This window comes from Pseudomonas anuradhapurensis (genome assembly GCF_014269225.2).
Lineage (GTDB): Bacteria > Pseudomonadota > Gammaproteobacteria > Pseudomonadales > Pseudomonadaceae > Aquipseudomonas > Aquipseudomonas anuradhapurensis.
The window spans coordinates 2,956,833-2,975,737 of record NZ_CP077097.1 but is presented as its reverse complement, the minus strand read 5'-3'; the positions used below and the strand labels follow the sequence as shown (position 1 = coordinate 2,975,737).

The window sequence follows — 18,905 nt, the reverse complement described above, 5'->3', positions numbered from 1 at the left end:
GTGACAGTACGGGGAGGGGCGAAGGCCCGCTCCCCGCGAGGGTCAACGTTGTGCGGTCTGCTTGTCCCAGCTCGGGATCTTGAACACCCAGAACGAGCCGCCTTGGGCCACCGGCTTGGTCAGCTCGGCCATGTCGCCGCCCCACAGCGGCACCGCGCCGCCGTAGCCCACGGTCACGCCGATGTACTGCTCACCGTCCTGTTCCCAGGTGATTGGCGGCGAGACGATGCCGCTGCCGGTCTGGAACTTCCACAGCTCCTTGCCGGTCTTGGCGTCGAAGGCCTTGAAGAAGCCGTCACCGGTGCCGGTGAACACCAGGTTGCCCTTGGTCGCCAGCACGCCGGCCCACAGCGGCAGCGGTTCCTTGTGCTCCCAGACCAGCTTGCCGGTGCTCGGGTCCATCGCGCGCAGGGTGCCGACGTGGTCGTCATACATGCGCTTGATGCGGAAGCCCATGCCCAGGTACGCAGAGCCCTTCTTGTAGTTCACTTCCTCGGTCCAGTATTCCTCTTTCCACTGGTTGCCGGGGATATAGAACAGGCCGGTATCCTGGCTGTAGGCCATGGGGTTCCAGTTCTTGCCACCGAGGAACGGCGGCGAGACTTCCACCGGCTTGCCTTTGCTTTCCCCCGGCAGCGGCTTGGGCGGGCGCTGGCCGGGGTTTTCCACCGGGCGCCCGGTGTTCAGGTCGATATGGCTGGCCCAGGTGATGTTGTCGACGAAGGGGAAGGCGTTCTGCAGCTTGCCGTTGCTGCGGTCGACCACATAGAAAAAGCCGTTGCGGTCGGCATGGCCGGTGGCCTTGACCAGCTTGCCGTCCTTGTTCTTGTAGTCGAACAGCACCAGCTCGTTGTTGCCGGAAAAGTCCCAGGCATCGTTGGGGGTGTGCTGGTAGAACCATTTCACCTCGCCAGTGCTCGGGTCGACGCCGACCTGGCCGGAGGTGTACAGGCTGTCGTAGTCGTGCGGGTTGCCGTCCTTCGCGGTGCGCGCCCAGGTGTTCCATGGGCCCGGGTTGCCAGCACCGACGATGATGGTGTTGCTCTCGGGGTCGAAGCTGGCGCTTTGCCAAGGGGCACCGCCGCCGTGGCTCCAGGCTTCGACCTTGCCGGTCTCGGTGGTCGGGTCATCCGGCCAGGACGGTGCCTTGACGTTGCCGGTGGGGGTGCTGTCCTTGCCGTTCAGGCGGCCCATATGGCCTTCGACGAATGGCCGCATCCACACTTCCTCGCCGGTATCCGGGTCGCGCGCGAATAGCTGGCCAACCACGCCGAACTCGTCACCCGAGCTGCCGTGGATCAGCAACACCTTGCCGCTGGTCTTGTCCTTGATCAGCACCGGGGCGCCGGTCATGGTGTAGCCGGCGCTGTGGTCGCCGAACTTCTTGTTCCACACCACTTTGCCGGTGCGCTTGTCGAGGGCAATCACGCGTGCATCGAGGGTGCCGAAGTAGATCTTGTCGCCGTAGATCGCCGCGCCGCGGTTGACCACGTCGCAGCACGGGCGGATGTTCTCCGGCAGGCGGTGGTTGTAGGTCCACAGGCGCTTGCCGGTGCGGGCATCGAGGGCGAACACCCGCGAATAGGACCCGGTGACGTAGACCACGCCGTCGCTGACGATGGCCTGGGATTCCTGGCCGCGTTGTTTCTCGTCGCCGAAGGAGAAGGACCACGCCGGGGTCAGCTTGAACACGTTCTGGTCATTGACCTGGGCCAGCGGGCTCCAGCGCTGGGCGTTGGTGCCCATGCCATATTGCAGCACGTCCTGGGTGGTCAGGTGATCGTTGGCGATGTCTTCCCAGGTCACGTTCTTGCCGGCAGGCGCCGCCGTGGCCACCGTGCCCAGGGCCAGGCTGCCGGCCAGCAGCAAGGCACGCAGGCTCAGGCACAAAGGGGAAAGGGCAGGTAGCGTTGTTGTTGTCATGGTTGCAGTTCCCTGTGGAGTTTTGGCCTGCACAGGGTGAGCTGGTGCGGTTGTCGCGGGATACGGAAAACTTCCCGCGCTGGCCGGGAAAAGTTCCCGTACGGCACCTCTTTTGGCCCTTCGCCACATGCCCTACTACCAAGGGAGTAAGGCCCGGCCACCAAAGCAGGATACGGCGCTGCACGGGCTGTTCCTAAGATGGCGGCACGGCCTCTGTGGTTGAGGCCTTGCGTGCAATGGTGAGGGCATAACAATGACAACACAACGAAACGTCTTGCTTGCTGCAGGCCTGCTGGCCGGCGCTGTGCTGACCGGTACGGTCTGGGCCCATGGCAATGTGGTGCCCCAGGCTGTGGAAACCAAGGGCCTGACCCCGATCAAGGATGCGGGTGTGGCCGTGGACGGCGACGGCTGGGCAGCGGTCAACCCGTATCGCGAGTCTCCCGAGCACGACAAGGCGGTGGAAATTGGCGCCTCGGCCTACAACCAGAACTGCGCCGCCTGCCATGGCCTGGAAGCCAAGTCTGGCGGTATCGCCCCGGACCTGCGCATGCTCGATGCCGGTGAGGCGGGTGACGAGTGGTTCGTCGAGCGGGTACGCCACGGCGCGGTTCGCGACGGCCGGGTGTACATGCCGAAGATGGCCGACTACCTGAGTCAGGAAGCCTTGTGGGCGGTACGCACCTACCTGGACAGCGTGCACGTCGAGGAGTGACGGCCATGCGCCTGTTGGCGGTGCTGTTGTCTGGCCTGCTGCTGTGTTGCGCGGCAGCCCAGGCGCAGGTACGCAACTACGACGCTATCATCGCCGCCGGCGAATTGAAGGTGGCGGTGTACAAGGATTTTGCGCCCTACAGCTTCGAGGACCACGGCCAGCCGCGCGGGGTCGACGTGGAGTTGGCACAGGCCCTGGCCAGTGCGCTGGGGGTGCGCCTGCAACTGATCTGGGCGCCGCCCGGGGAAAAGCTCGACGACGACCTGCGCGATTACATCTGGCGCGGCAGTCCGCTGCGCAACCAGCAGCTGGCCGACCTGATGATGCGTGTGCCTTACGACCACGCCTACGCGCAGCGGCGCAACGACGTCGGGGAGCTGGAAAACGCCCAGGTGGTGATGTTCGGCCCCTATCAGCAGGAGCGCTGGCAGGTGGCCTATGATCGCCGCCGCCTGGCCTCGGTAGCCAGTGTAGCGGTGTTCCAGCAACACCCCATCGGGGTCGAGGTGGACAGTGTGCCGTCGTTCTACCTGACCTCGGTATTCAATGGCATGCTCAGTGCCAGGACCCACCATTACCCCAACGTTCAGCAGGCGTTCGGCGCCATGCAGGCTGGCCAGGTGGACGCGGTGATGGCCATGCGCGGTGAGGTCGACTGGCAACTGCACCAGGCCGCCGACCCGCAGCTGGCCCTGGCGGAAAACGCCTACCCGAACCTCGGCAAGCAGGCCTGGGACATCGGCATGGCAGTGCATGAAAGCAACCGGCAGCTGGCCTATGCGGTGGAAGAGGCGCTCGAGGCGCTGATCCGCGAGGGCCAGATGAAAGCGATCTACGCCAGTTACGGCCTGCGCTACGAGGTGCCGGAAATGTATCAGTAGGTGCAGATCTCCCTGTGGGAGCGGGCGTGCCCGCGAAGCAGGCGCTGCGGTGGTTGGCACGGGCTTGGCCCGTGTTCGCGGGCATGCCCGCTCCCACAGGGGCGGCGCTGGCTCAAGGATAATCGCGTCATCAAGGAGCGGGCCATGAACTGGCGAGCGACTTTCCTGCTGGCCTGCTGGCTGCCTTGGGCAGCCCAGGCCGCCGAACCGAATGCCACGTCGGACCCGGTGCCGTCGGTGATGTGGGACTTCTACCATAAGCAGTTGCTGGGCCAGGCAGCGTTCGTCTTCGATGACCGGGTCAAGCTGCTGGCACCACCCTTTGCCGAGGACGCACGCCAGGTGCCGCTGGAGATCGACGCGCGGGCATTCAGCGGCGAGGTGGTACGGATTCTGGCCTGGGCCGAGCTCAACCCGCTGCCGCGGATTGTCGACTTCGAGCCCGGCGAGCGCGTACTGCCCTGGTTGTCGATCCGCATCCGTATCGAACAGGCCACGCCGCTGCGCGCCGCGGTGCTGACGCGCGACGGCCTGTGGCACGTCGGCTCGACCCTGATCGATGCCGCTGGCGGCGGTTGTACCGCGCCCAGTGTGGTCCGCACCCAGCCCGGCTGGGAGGAGCACCTGGGCGAAGTGCTGGGCGGGCGCTACCCGCGCGGCGACAGCAGCCGCCTGCGCCTGCAGGTGGCCCACCCGATGGACAATGGCCTGGTCAGCGGCATTCCGGAATTCTTCCTCAACCATGCCGAGCTGCAAGGCGCGGACGGCCAGCGGCTGGCCAGCCTCGCGCTGTATCCGGCAGTCAGCGAAAACCCCAACCTGGGCTTCGATATCCTCGGTCCCGGGCCGACCCGGCTGCTGTTGCAGGACAACAGCGGCAACCGCTTCGAGGCTGCGCTGCCTTGAGCGCGTCGCCTGGCTTCACTTACCGACCCGAGGCGCCCGTCATGCATTGGATCCTGCTTCTGCTGCTGTGTCTGGGCCTGCCGGCCCAGGCTGACCTGGCCTACCGCCTCGAACCTCGGCAGATCGCCGAGGGCACCTGGCTGCTGGAGGGCAGCACCGCTAATTTCGCCAAGGACAATGGTGGCAACATCGTCAACACCGCGTTCATTGTCACTGACAGCGGGGTGGTGGTGATCGACAGCGGGCCGTCCAAGCGCTACGGCGAAGCGCTGCGTCAGGCGATTGCCGCCACCACCGACAAGCCAGTAGTCGAAGTGTTGCTGACGCACCATCACCCCGACCATGTGCTGGGCAACCAGGCCTTCGCCGATGTACCGATCGGCGCGCTGGTCGGCACCGGCGAGCTGCTGCGCCAGCAGGGTGAGGCCATGGCCGAGAACATGTATCGCCTGGTTGGCGACTGGATGCGCGGCACCGAGGTGGTGTTGCCAACCCGGGTACTGGAGCCAGGTGTGCATGAAGTGGGCGGGCATCGCCTGCGGCTGCTGGCGCTGGGCGGGCATACTGGTGCCGACCTGGCGATTCTGGATGAAACGACCGGTGTGCTGTTTGCCGGCGATCTGGTGTTCTACCAACGGGCGCTGACCACGCCCAACAGCCCGGGGCTGGAGGTCTGGTTGCAAGACCTGGATACCCTGCAGGCGCTGCCCTGGAAACAGTTGGTACCTGGCCATGGCCCGGTGGCCAGCGATGCCCGGCCGTTTGCCCAGATGCGTGACTACCTGGGCTGGCTGGATGGCCTGATGCGTGACGGCGCGGCGCGTGGCGATGACATGGCCGAGATGATCCGCAGCCCGATCCCGCAGCGCTTCGCCGGAATCAGCCTGACCCGTTACGAGTTGATCCGCAGTGTCAGCCACCTGTATCCACGCTACGAGCGCCAACAATTGCGGCGCATCGACGCCAGGGACTGACGCGCCCTTGTAGGAGCGGCCTTGCGTCGCGATGGGCTGCGCAGCAGCCCCGGCGATTTCTGCCAGAAGCACACATCCTGGGGCCGCTGCGCAGCCCATCGCGACGCAAGGCCGCTCCTACAAGGGCGCGCAGGCCGTGGCGGCCAGCCCCATACCAAGGAACTAGAAAACTCCGCACTGCGGGCAATTGTTGGCAAACAGGCGGCGACCAAGAATTCTCGGCACACCGGGAAATTTTCCCGGGCACAACAAAAAAACCAAAGGTAGCCGTCATGACCCGATCCCCACGTCGTCCCGTGTTCGCCGTGAGCCTGGTGCTCAGCGCCATGCTGCTTGCCAGCGCGGCCCACGCTGCTGTCAGCAATGAAGAAATCCTCCAGGACCCGAAGAACCCGCAGCAGATCGTGACCAACGGCCTGGGTGTGCAGGGCCAGCGCTACAGCCCGCTCGACCTGCTCAACAGCAACAACGTCAAGGACCTGCGGCCGGTCTGGGCGTTCTCCTTCGGCGGTGAGAAGCAGCGTGGCCAGCAGGCTCAGCCGCTGGTCAAGGATGGGGTGATGTACCTGACCGGTTCCTACTCGCGGGTGTTCGCCGTGGACGCCCGCACCGGCAAGAAGCTGTGGCAATACGATGCGCGCCTGCCCGATGACATCCGCCCGTGCTGCGACGTGATCAACCGGGGCGTGGCGCTGTACGGTGACCTGGTGTTCTTCGGCACCCTGGATGCCAAGCTGGTGGCCCTGAACAAAGACACCGGCAAGGTGGTGTGGAGCAAGAAAGTGGCCGACCACAAGGAAGGCTACTCGATCAGCGCCGCGCCGATGATCGTCAACGGCAAGCTGATCACCGGGGTGGCCGGTGGCGAGTTCGGCGTGGTGGGCAAGATCCAGGCCTACAACCCGGAAAACGGCGAGCTGCTGTGGATGCGCCCGACCGTGGAAGGGCACATGGGTTACGTCTACAAGGACGGCAAGGCGATCGAGAACGGCATTTCCGGCGGCGAGGCAGGCAAGACCTGGCCTGGCGACCTGTGGAAGACCGGCGGTGCAGCACCTTGGCTGGGCGGCTACTACGACCCGGAAACCAACCTGATCCTGTTCGGTACCGGCAACCCGGCGCCGTGGAACTCGCACCTGCGCCCGGGCGACAACCTGTACTCCTCGTCGCGCCTGGCCCTGAACCCGGACGATGGCACCATCAAGTGGCACTTCCAGAGCACGCCGCATGACGGCTGGGACTTCGACGGCGTCAACGAGCTGATCTCGTTCAACTACAAGGCCGGCGGCAAGGAGATCAAGGCGGCCGCCACTGCCGACCGCAACGGCTTCTTCTACGTGCTGGACCGCACCAACGGCAAGTTCATCCGCGGCTTCCCGTTCGTCGACAAGATCACCTGGGCCAGCGGTCTGGACAAGGATGGCCGGCCGATCTACAACGAGGCCAGCCGCCCAGGGGCACCGGGCAGCGAAGCCAAGGGTAGCTCGGTGTTCGTCGCCCCGGCCTTCCTCGGCGCCAAGAACTGGATGCCGATGGCCTACAACAAGGACACCGGGCTGTTCTATGTGCCGTCCAACGAGTGGGGCATGGATATCTGGAACGAAGGCATCGCCTACAAGAAGGGCGCGGCGTTCCTCGGTGCCGGCTTCACCATCAAGCCGCTCAACGAAGACTACATCGGCGTGCTGCGTGCCATCGACCCGGTCAGCGGCAAGGAAGTATGGCGCCACAAGAACTACGCACCGCTGTGGGGCGGGGTACTGACCACCAAGGGCAACCTGGTGTTCACCGGCACGCCGGAAGGCTTCCTGCAGGCGTTCAACGCCAAGACCGGTGACAAGGTCTGGGAGTTCCAGACCGGTTCCGGCGTGCTCGGTTCGCCGATCACCTGGGAGATGGACGGCGAGCAGTACGTTTCGGTGGTTTCCGGCTGGGGCGGCGCGGTGCCGCTGTGGGGCGGCGAAGTGGCCAAGCGGGTCAAGGACTTCAACCAGGGCGGCATGCTCTGGACCTTCAAGTTGCCCAAGCAACTGCAAACCGCCAGCGCCAAGCGCTGACGCCATGCCTTGCCGCTTGCCGCCAGCCAACCGGCGGCAAGCGGCCCTACTACCAAATGACGAGAGCCCCGCTGCCAACGATGCATTCGCCCGGCAGGCGGGGCTTTTTACCATCGGTTCATCGCCTGTCGCCGGACAGGCATCGACCACAGAGGCTCAGCATGATCTACGCACAACCCGGAACCCCTGGCGCCATCGTGTCCTTCAAGCCACGCTACGGCAACTTCATCAATGGTGAGTTCGTGCCGCCGCTGGGTGGCCAGTACTTCACCAACAGCTCGCCGGTCAATGGCCAGCCGATTGCCGAGTTCCCGCGCTCTGGCGCCGAGGACATCGAGCGCGCCCTGGACGCCGCCCATGCCGCGGCCGAAGCCTGGGGCAAGACCTCGGTGCAGGACCGTGCCCTGGTGCTGCTGAAGATTGCCGACCGTATCGAACAGCATCTCGAAGTGCTGGCCGTTACCGAAACCTGGGACAACGGCAAGGCCGTGCGCGAAACCCTCAATGCCGACGTGCCGCTGGCTGCCGACCACTTCCGCTACTTCGCCGGCTGCATCCGCGCCCAGGAAGGCGGTGCTGCGGAAATCAACGAAGGCACCGTGGCCTACCACATGCATGAGCCGCTGGGCGTGGTCGGGCAGATCATCCCGTGGAACTTCCCGCTGCTGATGGCTGCCTGGAAACTCGCCCCGGCCCTGGCCGCCGGCAACTGCGTCGTGCTCAAGCCGGCGGAGCAGACGCCGCTGTCGATCACCGTGTTCGCCGAACTGATCGCCGACCTGCTGCCTGCCGGCGTGCTGAACATCGTCCAGGGCTTTGGCCGTGAAGCCGGCGAGGCCCTGGCCACCAGCAAGCGCATCGCCAAGATCGCCTTCACCGGTTCCACTCCGGTGGGCTCGCACATCATGAAATGTGCCGCCGAGAACATCATCCCGTCTACCGTCGAGCTGGGCGGCAAGTCGCCGAACATCTTCTTCGAAGACATCATGCAGGCCGAGCCGGCGTTCATCGAGAAGGCCGCCGAAGGCCTGGTGCTGGCGTTCTTCAACCAGGGCGAAGTGTGCACCTGCCCGTCGCGGGCGTTGATCCAGGAATCGATCTACGAGCCGTTCATGGCCGAAGTGATGAAGAAGATCGCCAGGATCACCCGGGGCAACCCGCTGGACACCACGACCATGGTCGGTGCCCAGGCTTCGGAGCAGCAGTACGACAAGATCCTTTCCTACCTGCAGATTGCCCGGAAGGAGGGTGCCCAGCTGCTCACCGGTGGTGCTGCCGAGCGGCTCGCCGGCGACCTGGCCAGCGGTTACTACATCCAGCCGACGCTGCTCAAGGGCCACAACAAGATGCGCGTGTTCCAGGAGGAGATCTTCGGCCCGGTGGTGGGCGTGACCACCTTCAAGGATGAGGCCGAGGCCCTGGCGATCGCCAACGACAGCGAGTTCGGCCTGGGCGCAGGCCTGTGGACCCGCGACATCAACCGTGCCTACCGCATGGGCCGTGGGATCAAGGCGGGGCGGGTATGGACCAACTGCTACCACTTGTACCCGGCGCATGCCGCGTTCGGTGGCTACAAGAAGTCTGGTGTGGGCCGTGAAACCCACAAGATGATGCTCGACCACTACCAGCAGACCAAGAACCTGCTGGTGAGCTACGACATCAATCCGCTGGGCTTCTTCTAACATCTGGTCGGTTGACGCGGTCGACTGTAGGAGCGGCCTTGTGTCGCGAAAGGGCTGCGCAGCAGCCCCGGCGATTTGCGCGTTCATGCTGTATTCCTGGGGCTGCTTTGCAGCCCTTTCGCGACACAAGGCCGCTCCTACAAATATCGCGCAACCGATCCTCCTACCAACGCACCTCGCAAGCTCGTTCCAAAGTAGCATTCGGCCCTGGCGCCGAGCATGCATTAATGCCTCTACCGGAATCGCCCGGCATAACAAGAGGACCGCCCCATGTGGACTAAACCCGCCTACACCGACCTGCGCATTGGTTTCGAAGTAACGATGTACTTCGCCAATCGTTGATGCCTGGCCGGCCATCGTCGCGATGGCCGGGCCTTGTGTATCAAGCCCCTATGGAATTGATCGATCCCGAGCAGACCCTGGCCCTGGCCCGCGGCTTTCGCCTGCGCTGGGAGCCGCAGCTGGCGTGCCCGCTGTTGCTGCATGCGGGGGGCGTCATCGAGCTCAACGCCAGTGCCGGCTGGGTGCTCGAACTGCTGGACGGCCAGCGTAGCGTGGCGGCAGTCATCGCCCGGCTGGCGCAGCGTTTCCCCGGGGTGACCGGGCTCGACGAGGATGTGCTGGCGTTCCTGGAGGTGGCCCGCGCCAAGTGCTGGGTCGAATGAGCCGTGGCCAGGCTTTGGTCTGGTTGCTTTCGCCACGGGATGCTTTACGCTGGCGGTTACCTTCCAGAACAATAAGAACAGGCTTTCCGATGAGCCAGAGTTTCAGCCCGCTTCGCAAGTTCGTTTCGCCTGAAATCATTTTCGGTGCCGGTTGCCGGCATAACGTGGCCAATTACGCCAAGACCTTCGGCGCGCGCAAGGTCCTGGTGGTCAGCGACCCGGGTGTGATCGCCGCCGGTTGGGTCGCCGACGTCGAGGCCAGCCTGCAGGCGCAGGGCATCGACTACTGCCTGTACAGCGGCGTGTCGCCCAACCCACGGGTCGAGGAAGTGATGCTCGGCGCCGAGATCTATCGGCAGAACCACTGTGACGTGATTGTCGCGGTCGGTGGCGGCAGCCCGATGGACTGCGGCAAGGCCATCGGCATCGTGGTCGCCCACGGGCGCAGCATCCTCGAGTTCGAAGGCGTGGACATGATCCGCGTGCCCAGCCCGCCGCTGATCCTGATCCCGACCACGGCCGGTACCTCGGCCGACGTGTCGCAGTTCGTGATCATTTCCAACCAGCAGGAGCGCATGAAGTTCTCCATCGTCAGCAAGGCGGTGGTCCCGGATGTGTCGCTGATCGACCCGCAAACCACCCTGAGCATGGACCCGTTCCTGTCGGCCTGCACCGGCATCGACGCGCTGGTGCATGCCATCGAAGCCTTTGTTTCCACCGGCCACGGCCCGCTGACCGACCCCCATGCGCTGGAGGCCATGCGCCTGATCAACGACAACCTGGTGCAGATGATCGCCAACCCTGGCGATATTGCCCTGCGCGAGAAGATCATGCTGGGCAGCATGCAGGCGGGGCTGGCGTTTTCCAATGCCATCCTCGGCGCGGTCCACGCCATGTCGCACAGCCTGGGCGGGTTCCTCGACTTGCCGCATGGCTTGTGCAACGCGGTGCTGGTAGAGCATGTGGTGGCGTTCAACTACAGCTCGGCGCCGGAGCGTTTCAAGGTGATTGCCGAAGTGCTGGGCATCGACTGCCGCGGCCTCAACCACCGGCAGATCTGCGCGCGCCTGGTGGAGCACCTGATCGCCCTGAAACGCGCCATCGGCTTCCATGAGACCTTGGGCCTGCATGGGGTGCGCACGGCCGATATCCCGTTCCTGTCGCAACATGCCATGGATGACCCATGCATCCTGACCAACCCGCGTGCGTCGAGCCAGCGTGATGTCGAGGTGGTTTATGGCGAGGCCCTCTGACGACCAGCAGCGGGCCCTGGCCGGGCTGCTGGGGCTCGGCGACCACTCGGCACGCAAGAGCCATTACCCGGAGCTGGCGGCCCGCCTGGACGAGCTGGAGGCCGAACGCAACCGCTACAAGTGGTTGTTCGAGAATGCCGTGCACGGGATTTTCCAGGCCAGCCTGCAAGACGGCATGCGCGCGGCCAACCCGGCGTTGGCGCGCATGCTCGGTTACGACAACCCGCAAGCGTTGCTGCAGTGCCTGACCGATTTTGCCAGCGACCTGTTCGTCGAGGCCGACGAGCTGCACGCCATCACCGCGACCCTGGCCCGTGAACGCAGCCTGCATGGCTATGAAACCCGCTTGCGCCGCAAGGATGGCAGCCATATCGATGTGCTGATGAACCTGCTGCTCAAGCCTGGCCATGAGGGCCTGGTGGAAGGGTTTGTCGCCGACATCACCGAACGCAAGCTGGCCCAGCAGCGCTTGCAGCAACTCAACGACGAGCTTGAGCAACGAGTGGCTGCACGCACCGACGAACTGCTGGAGGCCAACCGCAACCTGCAACAGCAGATTGCCGAGCGCAAACAGATCGCCCGCGCCCTGCGCGATGCGCGCGACGCTGCGGAAACCGCCAACCGCAGCAAGGACAAATACCTCGCCGCTGCCAGCCATGACCTGCTGCAGCCGCTGAATGCTGCGCGGCTGCTGATTTCGACCTTGCGCGAACGGCCGTTGCCGGAAGCGGAAAAAGTGCTGGTGGAACGCACCCATCAAGCCCTGGAGGGTGCTGAGGACCTGCTGACCGACCTGTTGGACATTTCCCGGCTTGACCAGGCAGCGGTCAAGCCGGACGTCGCGTCGTATCGTCTCGACGAACTGTTCGGGCCGCTGGTTTCAGAGTTCCGCACGGTGGCTGACGCGGCGGGCCTGAAACTGCGTGCCCGCATTGGCGACTACGCCATCAGCACCGACCTGCGATTGATGACGCGCATCCTGCGCAATTTTCTCAGCAATGCCTGCCGCTATACCGATGAAGGCCGGATCCTGCTGGGGGCCAGGCGCCGTGGCAGGCATTTGCGTCTGGAGGTGTGGGACACCGGGCGGGGGATCGCCCAGGATCGGCTGCAGGCGATCTTCCTTGAATTCAACCAACTGGACGTGGGCCGTGCCGCCGATCGCAAGGGCGTGGGCCTGGGGCTGGCCATCGTCGAACGGATCGCCAAGATCCTTGGCTACCGGGTCGAGGTGCGTTCGTGGCCGGGGCGTGGCTCGGTGTTCAGCATCGAAGTGCCGCTTGGCCAAGCGGTGCCGCTGCCGGTCCACCCGGCCGTACCGCAGCCTGGCACCGGCAACCCATTGCCGGGCCGGCGGCTGCTGGTAGTGGACAATGAGGTGAGCATTCTCGATAGTATGGGCGCATTGCTTGGGCAGTGGGGCTGCGAAGTGGTGACGGCAACCGACCAGGCCGGAGCATTGCTGGCCTTGCAAGGGCAGGCACCGGAATTGATCCTGGCAGATTTTCACCTGGACCACGGTGTGGTCGGCTGCGAGGTGGTCAGGCACTTGCGCGAGCATTTCGGCAGCGCCATTCCGGCGGTGATCATCACCGCTGACCGCAGCGATCAGTGCCGACGCTCGTTGCACAAGCTCGGTGCGCCGCTGCTGAACAAACCGGTCAAGCCGGGGAAACTGCGTGCAGTATTGAGCCAGCTGCTGGGCTAGGCATTGCTGGTCATTCACTAGCGAAGCGGTTGGCTGGCACCGGCTGTGCCGGTGATCGCGGCTGAAGCCGCTCCTACCGGTGCAGCGTCAACGCGAAGCCGGCGCTTTACTTGTGGGAGCGGGTTCACCTGCAGTTACCCGGTTGCTCATTTCTTGCCAGGCAATACCGAACTGAGGACTTGCCTGGCCGTCTGCAGGATGACGCCAGCCTGGTCAGGGTCGCCCTTGAGCAAGCTGGTGGCGAATTTCTTCGCCTGTTCCAGCTTGATGTGCGGCGGTAGCGGCGGCACGTTCGGGTCGGTCTTGAACTCGATCAACACCGGCCGGTCAGCCGCCAACGCCCGCTCCCAGGCGGGGATGATGTCCTCCTCGCGATCCACATAGATGCCCTGCAGGCCAATGGACAAGGCGAACAGGTGATAGGGCACATCGGGTATCGACTGTGAGGCTTCGAACTTCGGGTCGCCCTCCATGACCCGTTGTTCCCAGGTAACCTGGTTGAGGTCTTCGTTGTTGAATACCGCGCAGATCCACTGCGGGTTCTGCCATTGCTGCCAGTACTTCGCCACGGTAATCAGCTCGGCCAGGTTGTTCATCTGCATCGCGCCGTCACCGACCAGCGCCACCACGCAGCGCTGCGGGTGGGCGAGCTTGGCTGCGATGGCGTAGGGCACGGCAGCGCCCATGCTGGCCAGGCCACCGGACAGCGAACATTGCATGCCCTGGCGAATTTGCAGGTCGCGGGCGAACCAGTTGGCACAGGAACCGGAATCACTGGTGACAATGGCCTGGTCCGGCAGGCGCGGGGAGAGCTCGTACACCACGCGCTGCGGGTTGAGCGGCTCGGCTGTGGCGTGGGCGCGTTTGGCCAGGGTCTTGTCCCACTGCGCACGCCAGCTTTCGATCCTGTCGCGCCAGCCCCGTTCGCGTTTGTGCTCAAGCAGCGGCAACAACGCAGCCAGGGTTTCACCGGCATCGCCAACCAGGTTCACCTCCATTGGGTAGCGCAAGCTGAGCATGTCCGGCTGCAGGTCGATCTGTACGCCGCGGGCCTGGCCTTCCCGCGGCAGGAATTCGGAATAGGGGAAGCCGGAACCGATCATCAGCAGGGTGTCGCATTCGCTCATCAGCTGGTAGCTGGGTTCGGTGCCGAGCAGGCCAATGGCGCCGGTGACCCACGGCAGCTCGTCGGGTAGCACGGCCTTGCCCAGTAGTGCCTTGGCCACCCCTGCACCGAGCTTCTCGGCTACCGCCATGACCTGCTCGCTTGCCTGCAGTGCACCGGCGCCGACCAGCATCGCCACCTTGCGTCCGGCATTGAGCACCTCGGCAGCGCGCTGCAGGTCTGCCTCGAAGGGCAGCACCCTGGGCCTGCTGTAGCCGATGCCGGAATGCAGGGTGCCGTGTGCCTTGGGCGGCTCGTGATAGGGCAGGTCCTGCAGGTCGTTGGGCAGGATGATGGCGGTGACCCGGCGTTCGCCGATGGCGGTACGTACCGCGCGGTCGAGCAGATGGCGTACTTGCCCGGGCGTCGAGGCCTGCTGGACGAAGGCACCGGCCACGTCCTTGAACATCGACAACAGGTCCAGCTCCTGCTGGTAGTGCCCGCCCAGTGCCGCACGCGCCTGCTGGCCAACGATGGCCAGCACCGGCTGGTGGTCCATGCGCGCGTCGTACAGGCCGGTCAGCAGGTGCGAAGCGCCGGGGCCGGAGGTGGCCATGCACACGCCCAGCTCGCCGGTGAACTTGGCATGCGCGCTGGCCATGAAGGCGGCCATCTCCTCGTGCCGAGCCTGGATGAACTGGATCTTGCCATTGGCCCTGGCCAGTGCGCCGAACACGCCATTGATGCCATCGCCTGGGTAACCGAAGATGCGCCTTACGCCCCATTGGTACAAGCGTTCCACCAGAAAGTCGCCTACCGTGCCAGTCATGCTGTTCTCCTGGGCTGTCATCAATAGGGGTCTGGACTTGGCACAGCTCGGGAAAGTTTCACCTGTGTCGCCCGCAGCCTAGGGTTGCTGGTCGTCCATTCGTTGCTCCGGCTGTTCCTGCTGCTCTGCGCCGGGGGGGCCGCCTGCGGCTTGCCCGCCTTCAGCCAGGGCGCGGTATTCCTTGCGTAGCGCCTGCAGCTTCTTGCTGTCCATGTCTTCCAGGTCGAGGACCGACATCTCGGTATGCTTGGTCGCACGGATCAGCTCGTCTAGCTTGACGTGAATGATGTCGTTGTCGCGGTTCTGGGTGTTCTGGATCAGGAACACCATCAGGAAGGTGATAATGGTGGTGGAGGTATTGATGATCAGCTGCCAGGTATCGTTGTAATGGAACCACGGCCCGGTGAGGCCCCATATCACGATGAGCAGCAAGGCGATGAGGAAGGTCTGAGGTCGTCCGGCGTGGTTGGACAACCATTGGCAGAATTGGGCGAATTTCATGATCTCGTCTCCAGGTGCGCCTGTAGCTTGGGACCCTGGCAACGGTCGGGAAGTTGTTTTTTTCCGTAGGCCCGGGACGCACGGTCTGCCGCGTTGAAGTTGAACGTCGCACGACCACGGCGCTCTTACATGCAAAGGGTACAGTGAGGGCTTCTTGATGAGCATTGAACGCAGCATCCCCGAGCTTGCGGCCTGGTATGCCCAGTACGACGACATCAGTTACCGGCGCGAGTCACCGGACGCCTACCATCACGAGCTGGTGCGCACCGCTGAAGCCCTGCGCGACGACGGCGCCATTGACTGGGACGACTGGCTGGCCCTCAAGGCACTGGCCGACGATGCCCATGTGCATGCCCTGGAAGACGCCGTGCAGGCCCATGTCAGCGACCCTGACGCATGAAAGCGCTGAAGATCGCCACGTTCAACATCAATGGCATTCGCAGCCGCCTGCCGGCCTTGCTGGCCTGGCTGGAACGGGAACAGCCGGACATCGCCTGCCTGCAGGAACTCAAGGCGGCGGATCAGCAATTTCCCCGCCAGGCACTCGAAGCGGCGGGTTATGGTTGTGTCTACCAGGGCCAGCCGTCGTGGAACGGCGTGGCCATCCTGGCGCGGGGCAGCGAGCCGCTGGAGGTGCGTCGTGGCCTGCCAGGCATGGAGGACGATACGCAAAGCCGCTATCTGGAAGCGGCAGTGCATGGCGTGCTGGTGGCATGCCTGTACCTGCCGAACGGCAACCCGCAACCGGGGCCGAAATTCGACTACAAACTGCGTTGGTTCGAATGCCTGATCCAGCACGCGCAGGGTTTGTACGGCAGCGGCCACCCGACGGTGATGGCGGGTGATTTCAATGTGGTACCCACCGACATGGATATCTACAACCCGCGTTCCTGGTTGAAGGATGCCTTGCTGCAACCCGAGTCTCGGGCGTGCTTCGCCCGGCTGCTTGGGCAGGGCTGGGTCGATGCAATCCGCCATCTCTACCCCGACGAACGTATCTATACATTCTGGGATTATTTCCGCAACCACTGGGCACGCAACGCCGGCCTTCGTATCGACCATTTGTTGCTCAACCCTGACCTGGCGCCCTACCTGAAGCGGGCAGGCGTCGATGCCTGGGTGCGTAACGAAGCCAAGGCCAGCGACCATGCGCCAACCTGGATCGAACTGGGCACGCGGCGCCGGCAAACATAGCTGCTCCAGCTTGCACGCCCCTGCGCTAGCGAGGGCGCCTGCGGACCCTGGCGCGGCCGCTGCCGTGGCCTCCTTGCCGGTGCGCAAGGACGGCGCAAGCGCCTGTTAACTTATACAAAGTTGAACTTCTCTAGAACTTAAAGCGCAACTAGCCCCGTTCTATCTGCCATATATCGCGAATGTGCGAATCCGCCACCTATGACCGCCCGGCAGATCAATACTTGTTATCATTGACGCTTTACTCTCCTGCGCCAGTCTCACGAGAACACACTGTCTCGCCAGGGTTTCATCGAATACGAGTGCAAACAATGAAAAGGACGATCAAACCTGCTCCCAGCTCCAAGCCTGAGCGGGACGGGATTGTGCCAAGTCATCTCAATTTCCCGGTAGTAGGTATCGGTGCCTCTGCTGGCGGGCTTGCCGCCCTGAAAGTATTTTTCGAACACATGCCGGCAAACAGCGACATGGCGTTCGTCATCGTCCTGCATCTGTCGCCAGACCACGAAAGCGTGGCGGACAAGATCCTGCAGGCCTCCACTGCCATGCCGGTCATTCAGGTAACGGGCACCTCGCGCATCGAGCCGAATCATGTCTACGTGATATCGCCCGCCAGTCAATTGGCAATGAATGATGGCTACCTGAAAGTGGTGCCGTCGACCCGGCCATTGGGCAAGCATATTGCCATCGACCTGTTCTTCCGCGACCTGGCGGACGTGCACAAGGAATACAGTTTCTGCCTGGTGCTTTCCGGTACCGGCAGTGACGGTGCGGTGGGCCTGTCGCGGATCAAGGAGCAGGGCGGCATCACCATCGTGCAGAGCCCGGACGATGCCGAGTTCGACGGCATGCCGCTGGCGGCAATCGCCACCGGCATGGTCGATGCGGTGTTGCCGGTGGCAGAAATACCGCACAAACTGCTGGAATTGTGGCGTAACACGCAGACCATCAAGTTGCCCGCTCCGCATGACCTGAAGGTGTCTGCACAGACCGAGGAACATGCACGCGAGGACGCCGAGCGGGTCATTCAGGATATCCTGCGCACCTTGCGTAACCGCACCGGGCACGATTTCAAGCATTACAAGCGTGCAACCGTGTTGCGCCGCATCGAGCGCAGGCTGCAAGTGACGACCCAGCCGGATCTACCCAGCTACCTGCGTTACCTGGAAGAAACCCCGGATGAAGCCAAGAAGCTGCTTGGCGACATGCTGATCGGAGTTACCAACTTCTTCCGCGACCGCGAGGCCTTCGAAGCCCTCGAACGCCATGTGCTGGGTTCGCTGCTCAGCGCCAGGGACGAGGATGACAACCGTGAAGAGGTGCGCATCTGGTCCGCTGGCTGCTCGACCGGCGAAGAGGCCTACAGCCTGGCGATCCTGAGCGCGGAACACCAGAAGCTCGAATCCCACCCGCTGAAGCTGCAGGTGTTTGCCACCGACATCGATGAGCGCGCGATTGCCGTTGGCCGCGCCGGGCTGTATTCGGAAGCCATCGTCACCGACGTGCCGCCGATGCGCCTGCGGCAGTATTTCGTCAAGGAAAACGAGCATTACCGGGTGCGCAAGGAAGTTCGTGAAAAGGTCTTGTTCGCCAAGCACGGACCTGGTCGGCCTGGTCAAGTCGATCCATGCCATCGCAGCGGAGGAGTACCCGTCGGCACGTATCACCCTCGAGCTGCCCCAGCCGGGCACCTCGCTGGTGGTCGATGGTGACCCGACGCGGATCGAGCAGGTGGTGTGGAACCTGCTCAACAATGCCCTGAAGTTCAGTGGCGAGAGAGCCCGCGTGCGGGTGATGCTGAGCCGCACGGAAAACTGCGCGCGTCTGGACGTGAGCGACAATGGGCCGGGGTTGTCGGCTGCCGACCTGTCCAGCATTTTCGACCTGTTCAAACAGGCCAAACATGCTAGCCACCGCGGCGATGGCCTGGGTATCGGCCTGGCCTTGGTCAGGCAGTTGGTCGAAGCCCATGGCGGTACCGTGATCGCCCGGTCGGCCGGGTTGGGGCATGGCTCGACCTTCAGCGTCGAGTTGCCGCTGTCGAACCAGGCTCAGCCCGAATTACCACCAGCCGACCCCTCCGAGGATGGTGATGGCCGGTTGAAAGGGTTGCGAGTGCTGCTGGTGGACGATTCGCCGGAAGTGGTCGACGTGATGCGCATGCTGCTGGAAATGGAAGACGCACTGGTCAGCAGCTACCTCGACCCACGCCAGGCGCTGCAGGAGGCCGCCGAGAAACGTTTCGATGTGATCCTGACGGATATCGGCATGCCGGAAATGGACGGGCATGAGTTCGTCAGCGCCTTGCGCGAGAAAAAACAGCACCGTCTCACCCCGACGATCGCGCTGAGCGGTTACGGCACCCACCAGGCCAAGCGGGCAGACGAGGCGGCGCTGTTCGATCGTCGGCTGACCAAGCCGGTGCAGTACGACGAGCTGGTCGAAGCCATCGAAGCGGTCTGCCGCATCGGCCAGGCTTGAAACCTTGGGCGGCCTTGTGCAACACAAGGCCGCT

The 18,905-nt window shown here is 64.0% G+C and carries 16 protein-coding genes and 1 pseudogene; 14 read left to right on the top strand and 3 right to left on the bottom strand.

The features are described from left to right. Nucleotides 1–42: 42 nt before the first annotated feature. On the bottom strand, nt 43–1,923 hold the full coding sequence (exaA, locus tag HU763_RS13750; RefSeq protein ID WP_186685563.1) for a quinoprotein ethanol dehydrogenase: 1,881 nt from the start codon (nt 1,921–1,923) through the stop codon (nt 43–45). Nucleotides 1,924–2,176: 253 nt separating this feature from the next. Here exaA and pedF point away from each other — a divergent pair, with 253 nt between their 5' ends. From pedF to HU763_RS13700, 10 genes are all read left to right on the top strand, one after another. Further along, nucleotides 2,177–2,638 carry a cytochrome c-550 PedF gene (pedF, locus tag HU763_RS13745; protein ID WP_170029546.1) on the top strand — a complete coding sequence of 154 codons (462 nt, stop codon included), beginning with the start codon at nt 2,177–2,179 and terminating at the stop codon, nt 2,636–2,638. A gap of 5 nt (nt 2,639–2,643) precedes the next feature. Further along, nucleotides 2,644–3,519 (top strand): substrate-binding periplasmic protein, encoded by an 876-nt coding sequence (locus HU763_RS13740; protein ID WP_186685565.1) that lies wholly within the window; start codon nt 2,644–2,646, stop codon nt 3,517–3,519. A gap of 144 nt (nt 3,520–3,663) precedes the next feature. Further along, on the top strand, nt 3,664–4,425 hold the full coding sequence (locus HU763_RS13735; RefSeq protein ID WP_186685567.1) for a quinoprotein dehydrogenase-associated SoxYZ-like carrier: 762 nt from the start codon (nt 3,664–3,666) through the stop codon (nt 4,423–4,425). A gap of 41 nt (nt 4,426–4,466) precedes the next feature. Beyond that, on the top strand, nt 4,467–5,399 hold the full coding sequence (locus tag HU763_RS13730) for a quinoprotein relay system zinc metallohydrolase 1 (protein WP_186685569.1): 933 nt from the start codon (nt 4,467–4,469) through the stop codon (nt 5,397–5,399). 272 nt (nt 5,400–5,671) lie between these two features. Beyond that, a complete protein-coding gene (pedH, locus tag HU763_RS13725; RefSeq protein WP_170029550.1) occupies nt 5,672–7,456 on the top strand; it encodes a PQQ-dependent alcohol dehydrogenase PedH in 1,785 nt (594 codons plus the stop codon). A gap of 161 nt (nt 7,457–7,617) precedes the next feature. After that, on the top strand, nt 7,618–9,138 hold the full coding sequence (gene exaC / locus HU763_RS13720; RefSeq protein WP_186685571.1) for an acetaldehyde dehydrogenase ExaC: 1,521 nt from the start codon (nt 7,618–7,620) through the stop codon (nt 9,136–9,138). A 270-nt stretch (nt 9,139–9,408) separates the two neighbouring features. Continuing rightward, the gene (pqqA, locus tag HU763_RS13715; RefSeq protein ID WP_003243383.1) at nt 9,409–9,480 is read left to right on the top strand and encodes a pyrroloquinoline quinone precursor peptide PqqA; all 72 of its coding nucleotides are present in this window, start codon (nt 9,409–9,411) and stop codon (nt 9,478–9,480) included. Between the two features lie 50 nt (nt 9,481–9,530). Then, nucleotides 9,531–9,803 (top strand): pyrroloquinoline quinone biosynthesis peptide chaperone PqqD, encoded by a 273-nt coding sequence (gene pqqD, locus HU763_RS13710; RefSeq protein ID WP_170029552.1) that lies wholly within the window; start codon nt 9,531–9,533, stop codon nt 9,801–9,803. 89 nt (nt 9,804–9,892) lie between these two features. Next, a complete protein-coding gene (gene ercA / locus HU763_RS13705; RefSeq protein WP_186685573.1) occupies nt 9,893–11,056 on the top strand; it encodes an alcohol dehydrogenase-like regulatory protein ErcA in 1,164 nt (387 codons plus the stop codon). Next, complete coding sequence (locus HU763_RS13700; RefSeq protein ID WP_186685575.1) at nt 11,040–12,764, top strand: PAS domain-containing hybrid sensor histidine kinase/response regulator; 1,725 nt, start codon at nt 11,040–11,042, stop codon at nt 12,762–12,764. The genes ercA and HU763_RS13700 overlap by 17 nt, the downstream gene beginning before the upstream one ends. A gap of 146 nt (nt 12,765–12,910) precedes the next feature. Here HU763_RS13700 and HU763_RS13695 read toward each other — a convergent pair whose 3' ends face one another. Further along, a complete protein-coding gene (locus HU763_RS13695) occupies nt 12,911–14,698 on the bottom strand; it encodes a thiamine pyrophosphate-requiring protein (protein WP_186685577.1) in 1,788 nt (595 codons plus the stop codon). Between the two features lie 78 nt (nt 14,699–14,776). Then, a complete protein-coding gene (locus HU763_RS13690; protein WP_186685579.1) occupies nt 14,777–15,199 on the bottom strand; it encodes a low affinity iron permease family protein in 423 nt (140 codons plus the stop codon). A gap of 157 nt (nt 15,200–15,356) precedes the next feature. Here HU763_RS13690 and HU763_RS13685 point away from each other — a divergent pair, with 157 nt between their 5' ends. The 4 genes and pseudogenes from HU763_RS13685 (at nt 15,357) to HU763_RS24750 (ending at nt 18,871) form a co-directional block, all read left to right on the top strand. Then, entirely contained in the window at nt 15,357–15,599 is a 243-nt protein-coding gene (locus HU763_RS13685) for a hypothetical protein (RefSeq protein ID WP_186674449.1), read from the top strand. Then, nucleotides 15,596–16,393 carry an exodeoxyribonuclease III gene (gene xth, locus HU763_RS13680; protein ID WP_186685581.1) on the top strand — a complete coding sequence of 266 codons (798 nt, stop codon included), beginning with the start codon at nt 15,596–15,598 and terminating at the stop codon, nt 16,391–16,393. Before HU763_RS13685 ends, xth begins: the two co-directional genes overlap by 4 nt. Nucleotides 16,394–16,701: 308 nt before the next feature. Further along, nucleotides 16,702–17,988: pseudogene (locus tag HU763_RS24755) on the top strand (chemotaxis protein CheB); the annotation flags it as partial. Beyond that, nucleotides 17,963–18,871 (top strand): hybrid sensor histidine kinase/response regulator, encoded by a 909-nt coding sequence (locus HU763_RS24750; protein WP_420831019.1) that lies wholly within the window; start codon nt 17,963–17,965, stop codon nt 18,869–18,871. The pseudogene HU763_RS24755 and the gene HU763_RS24750, both read left to right, overlap by 26 nt. Nucleotides 18,872–18,905 lie beyond the last annotated feature (34 nt).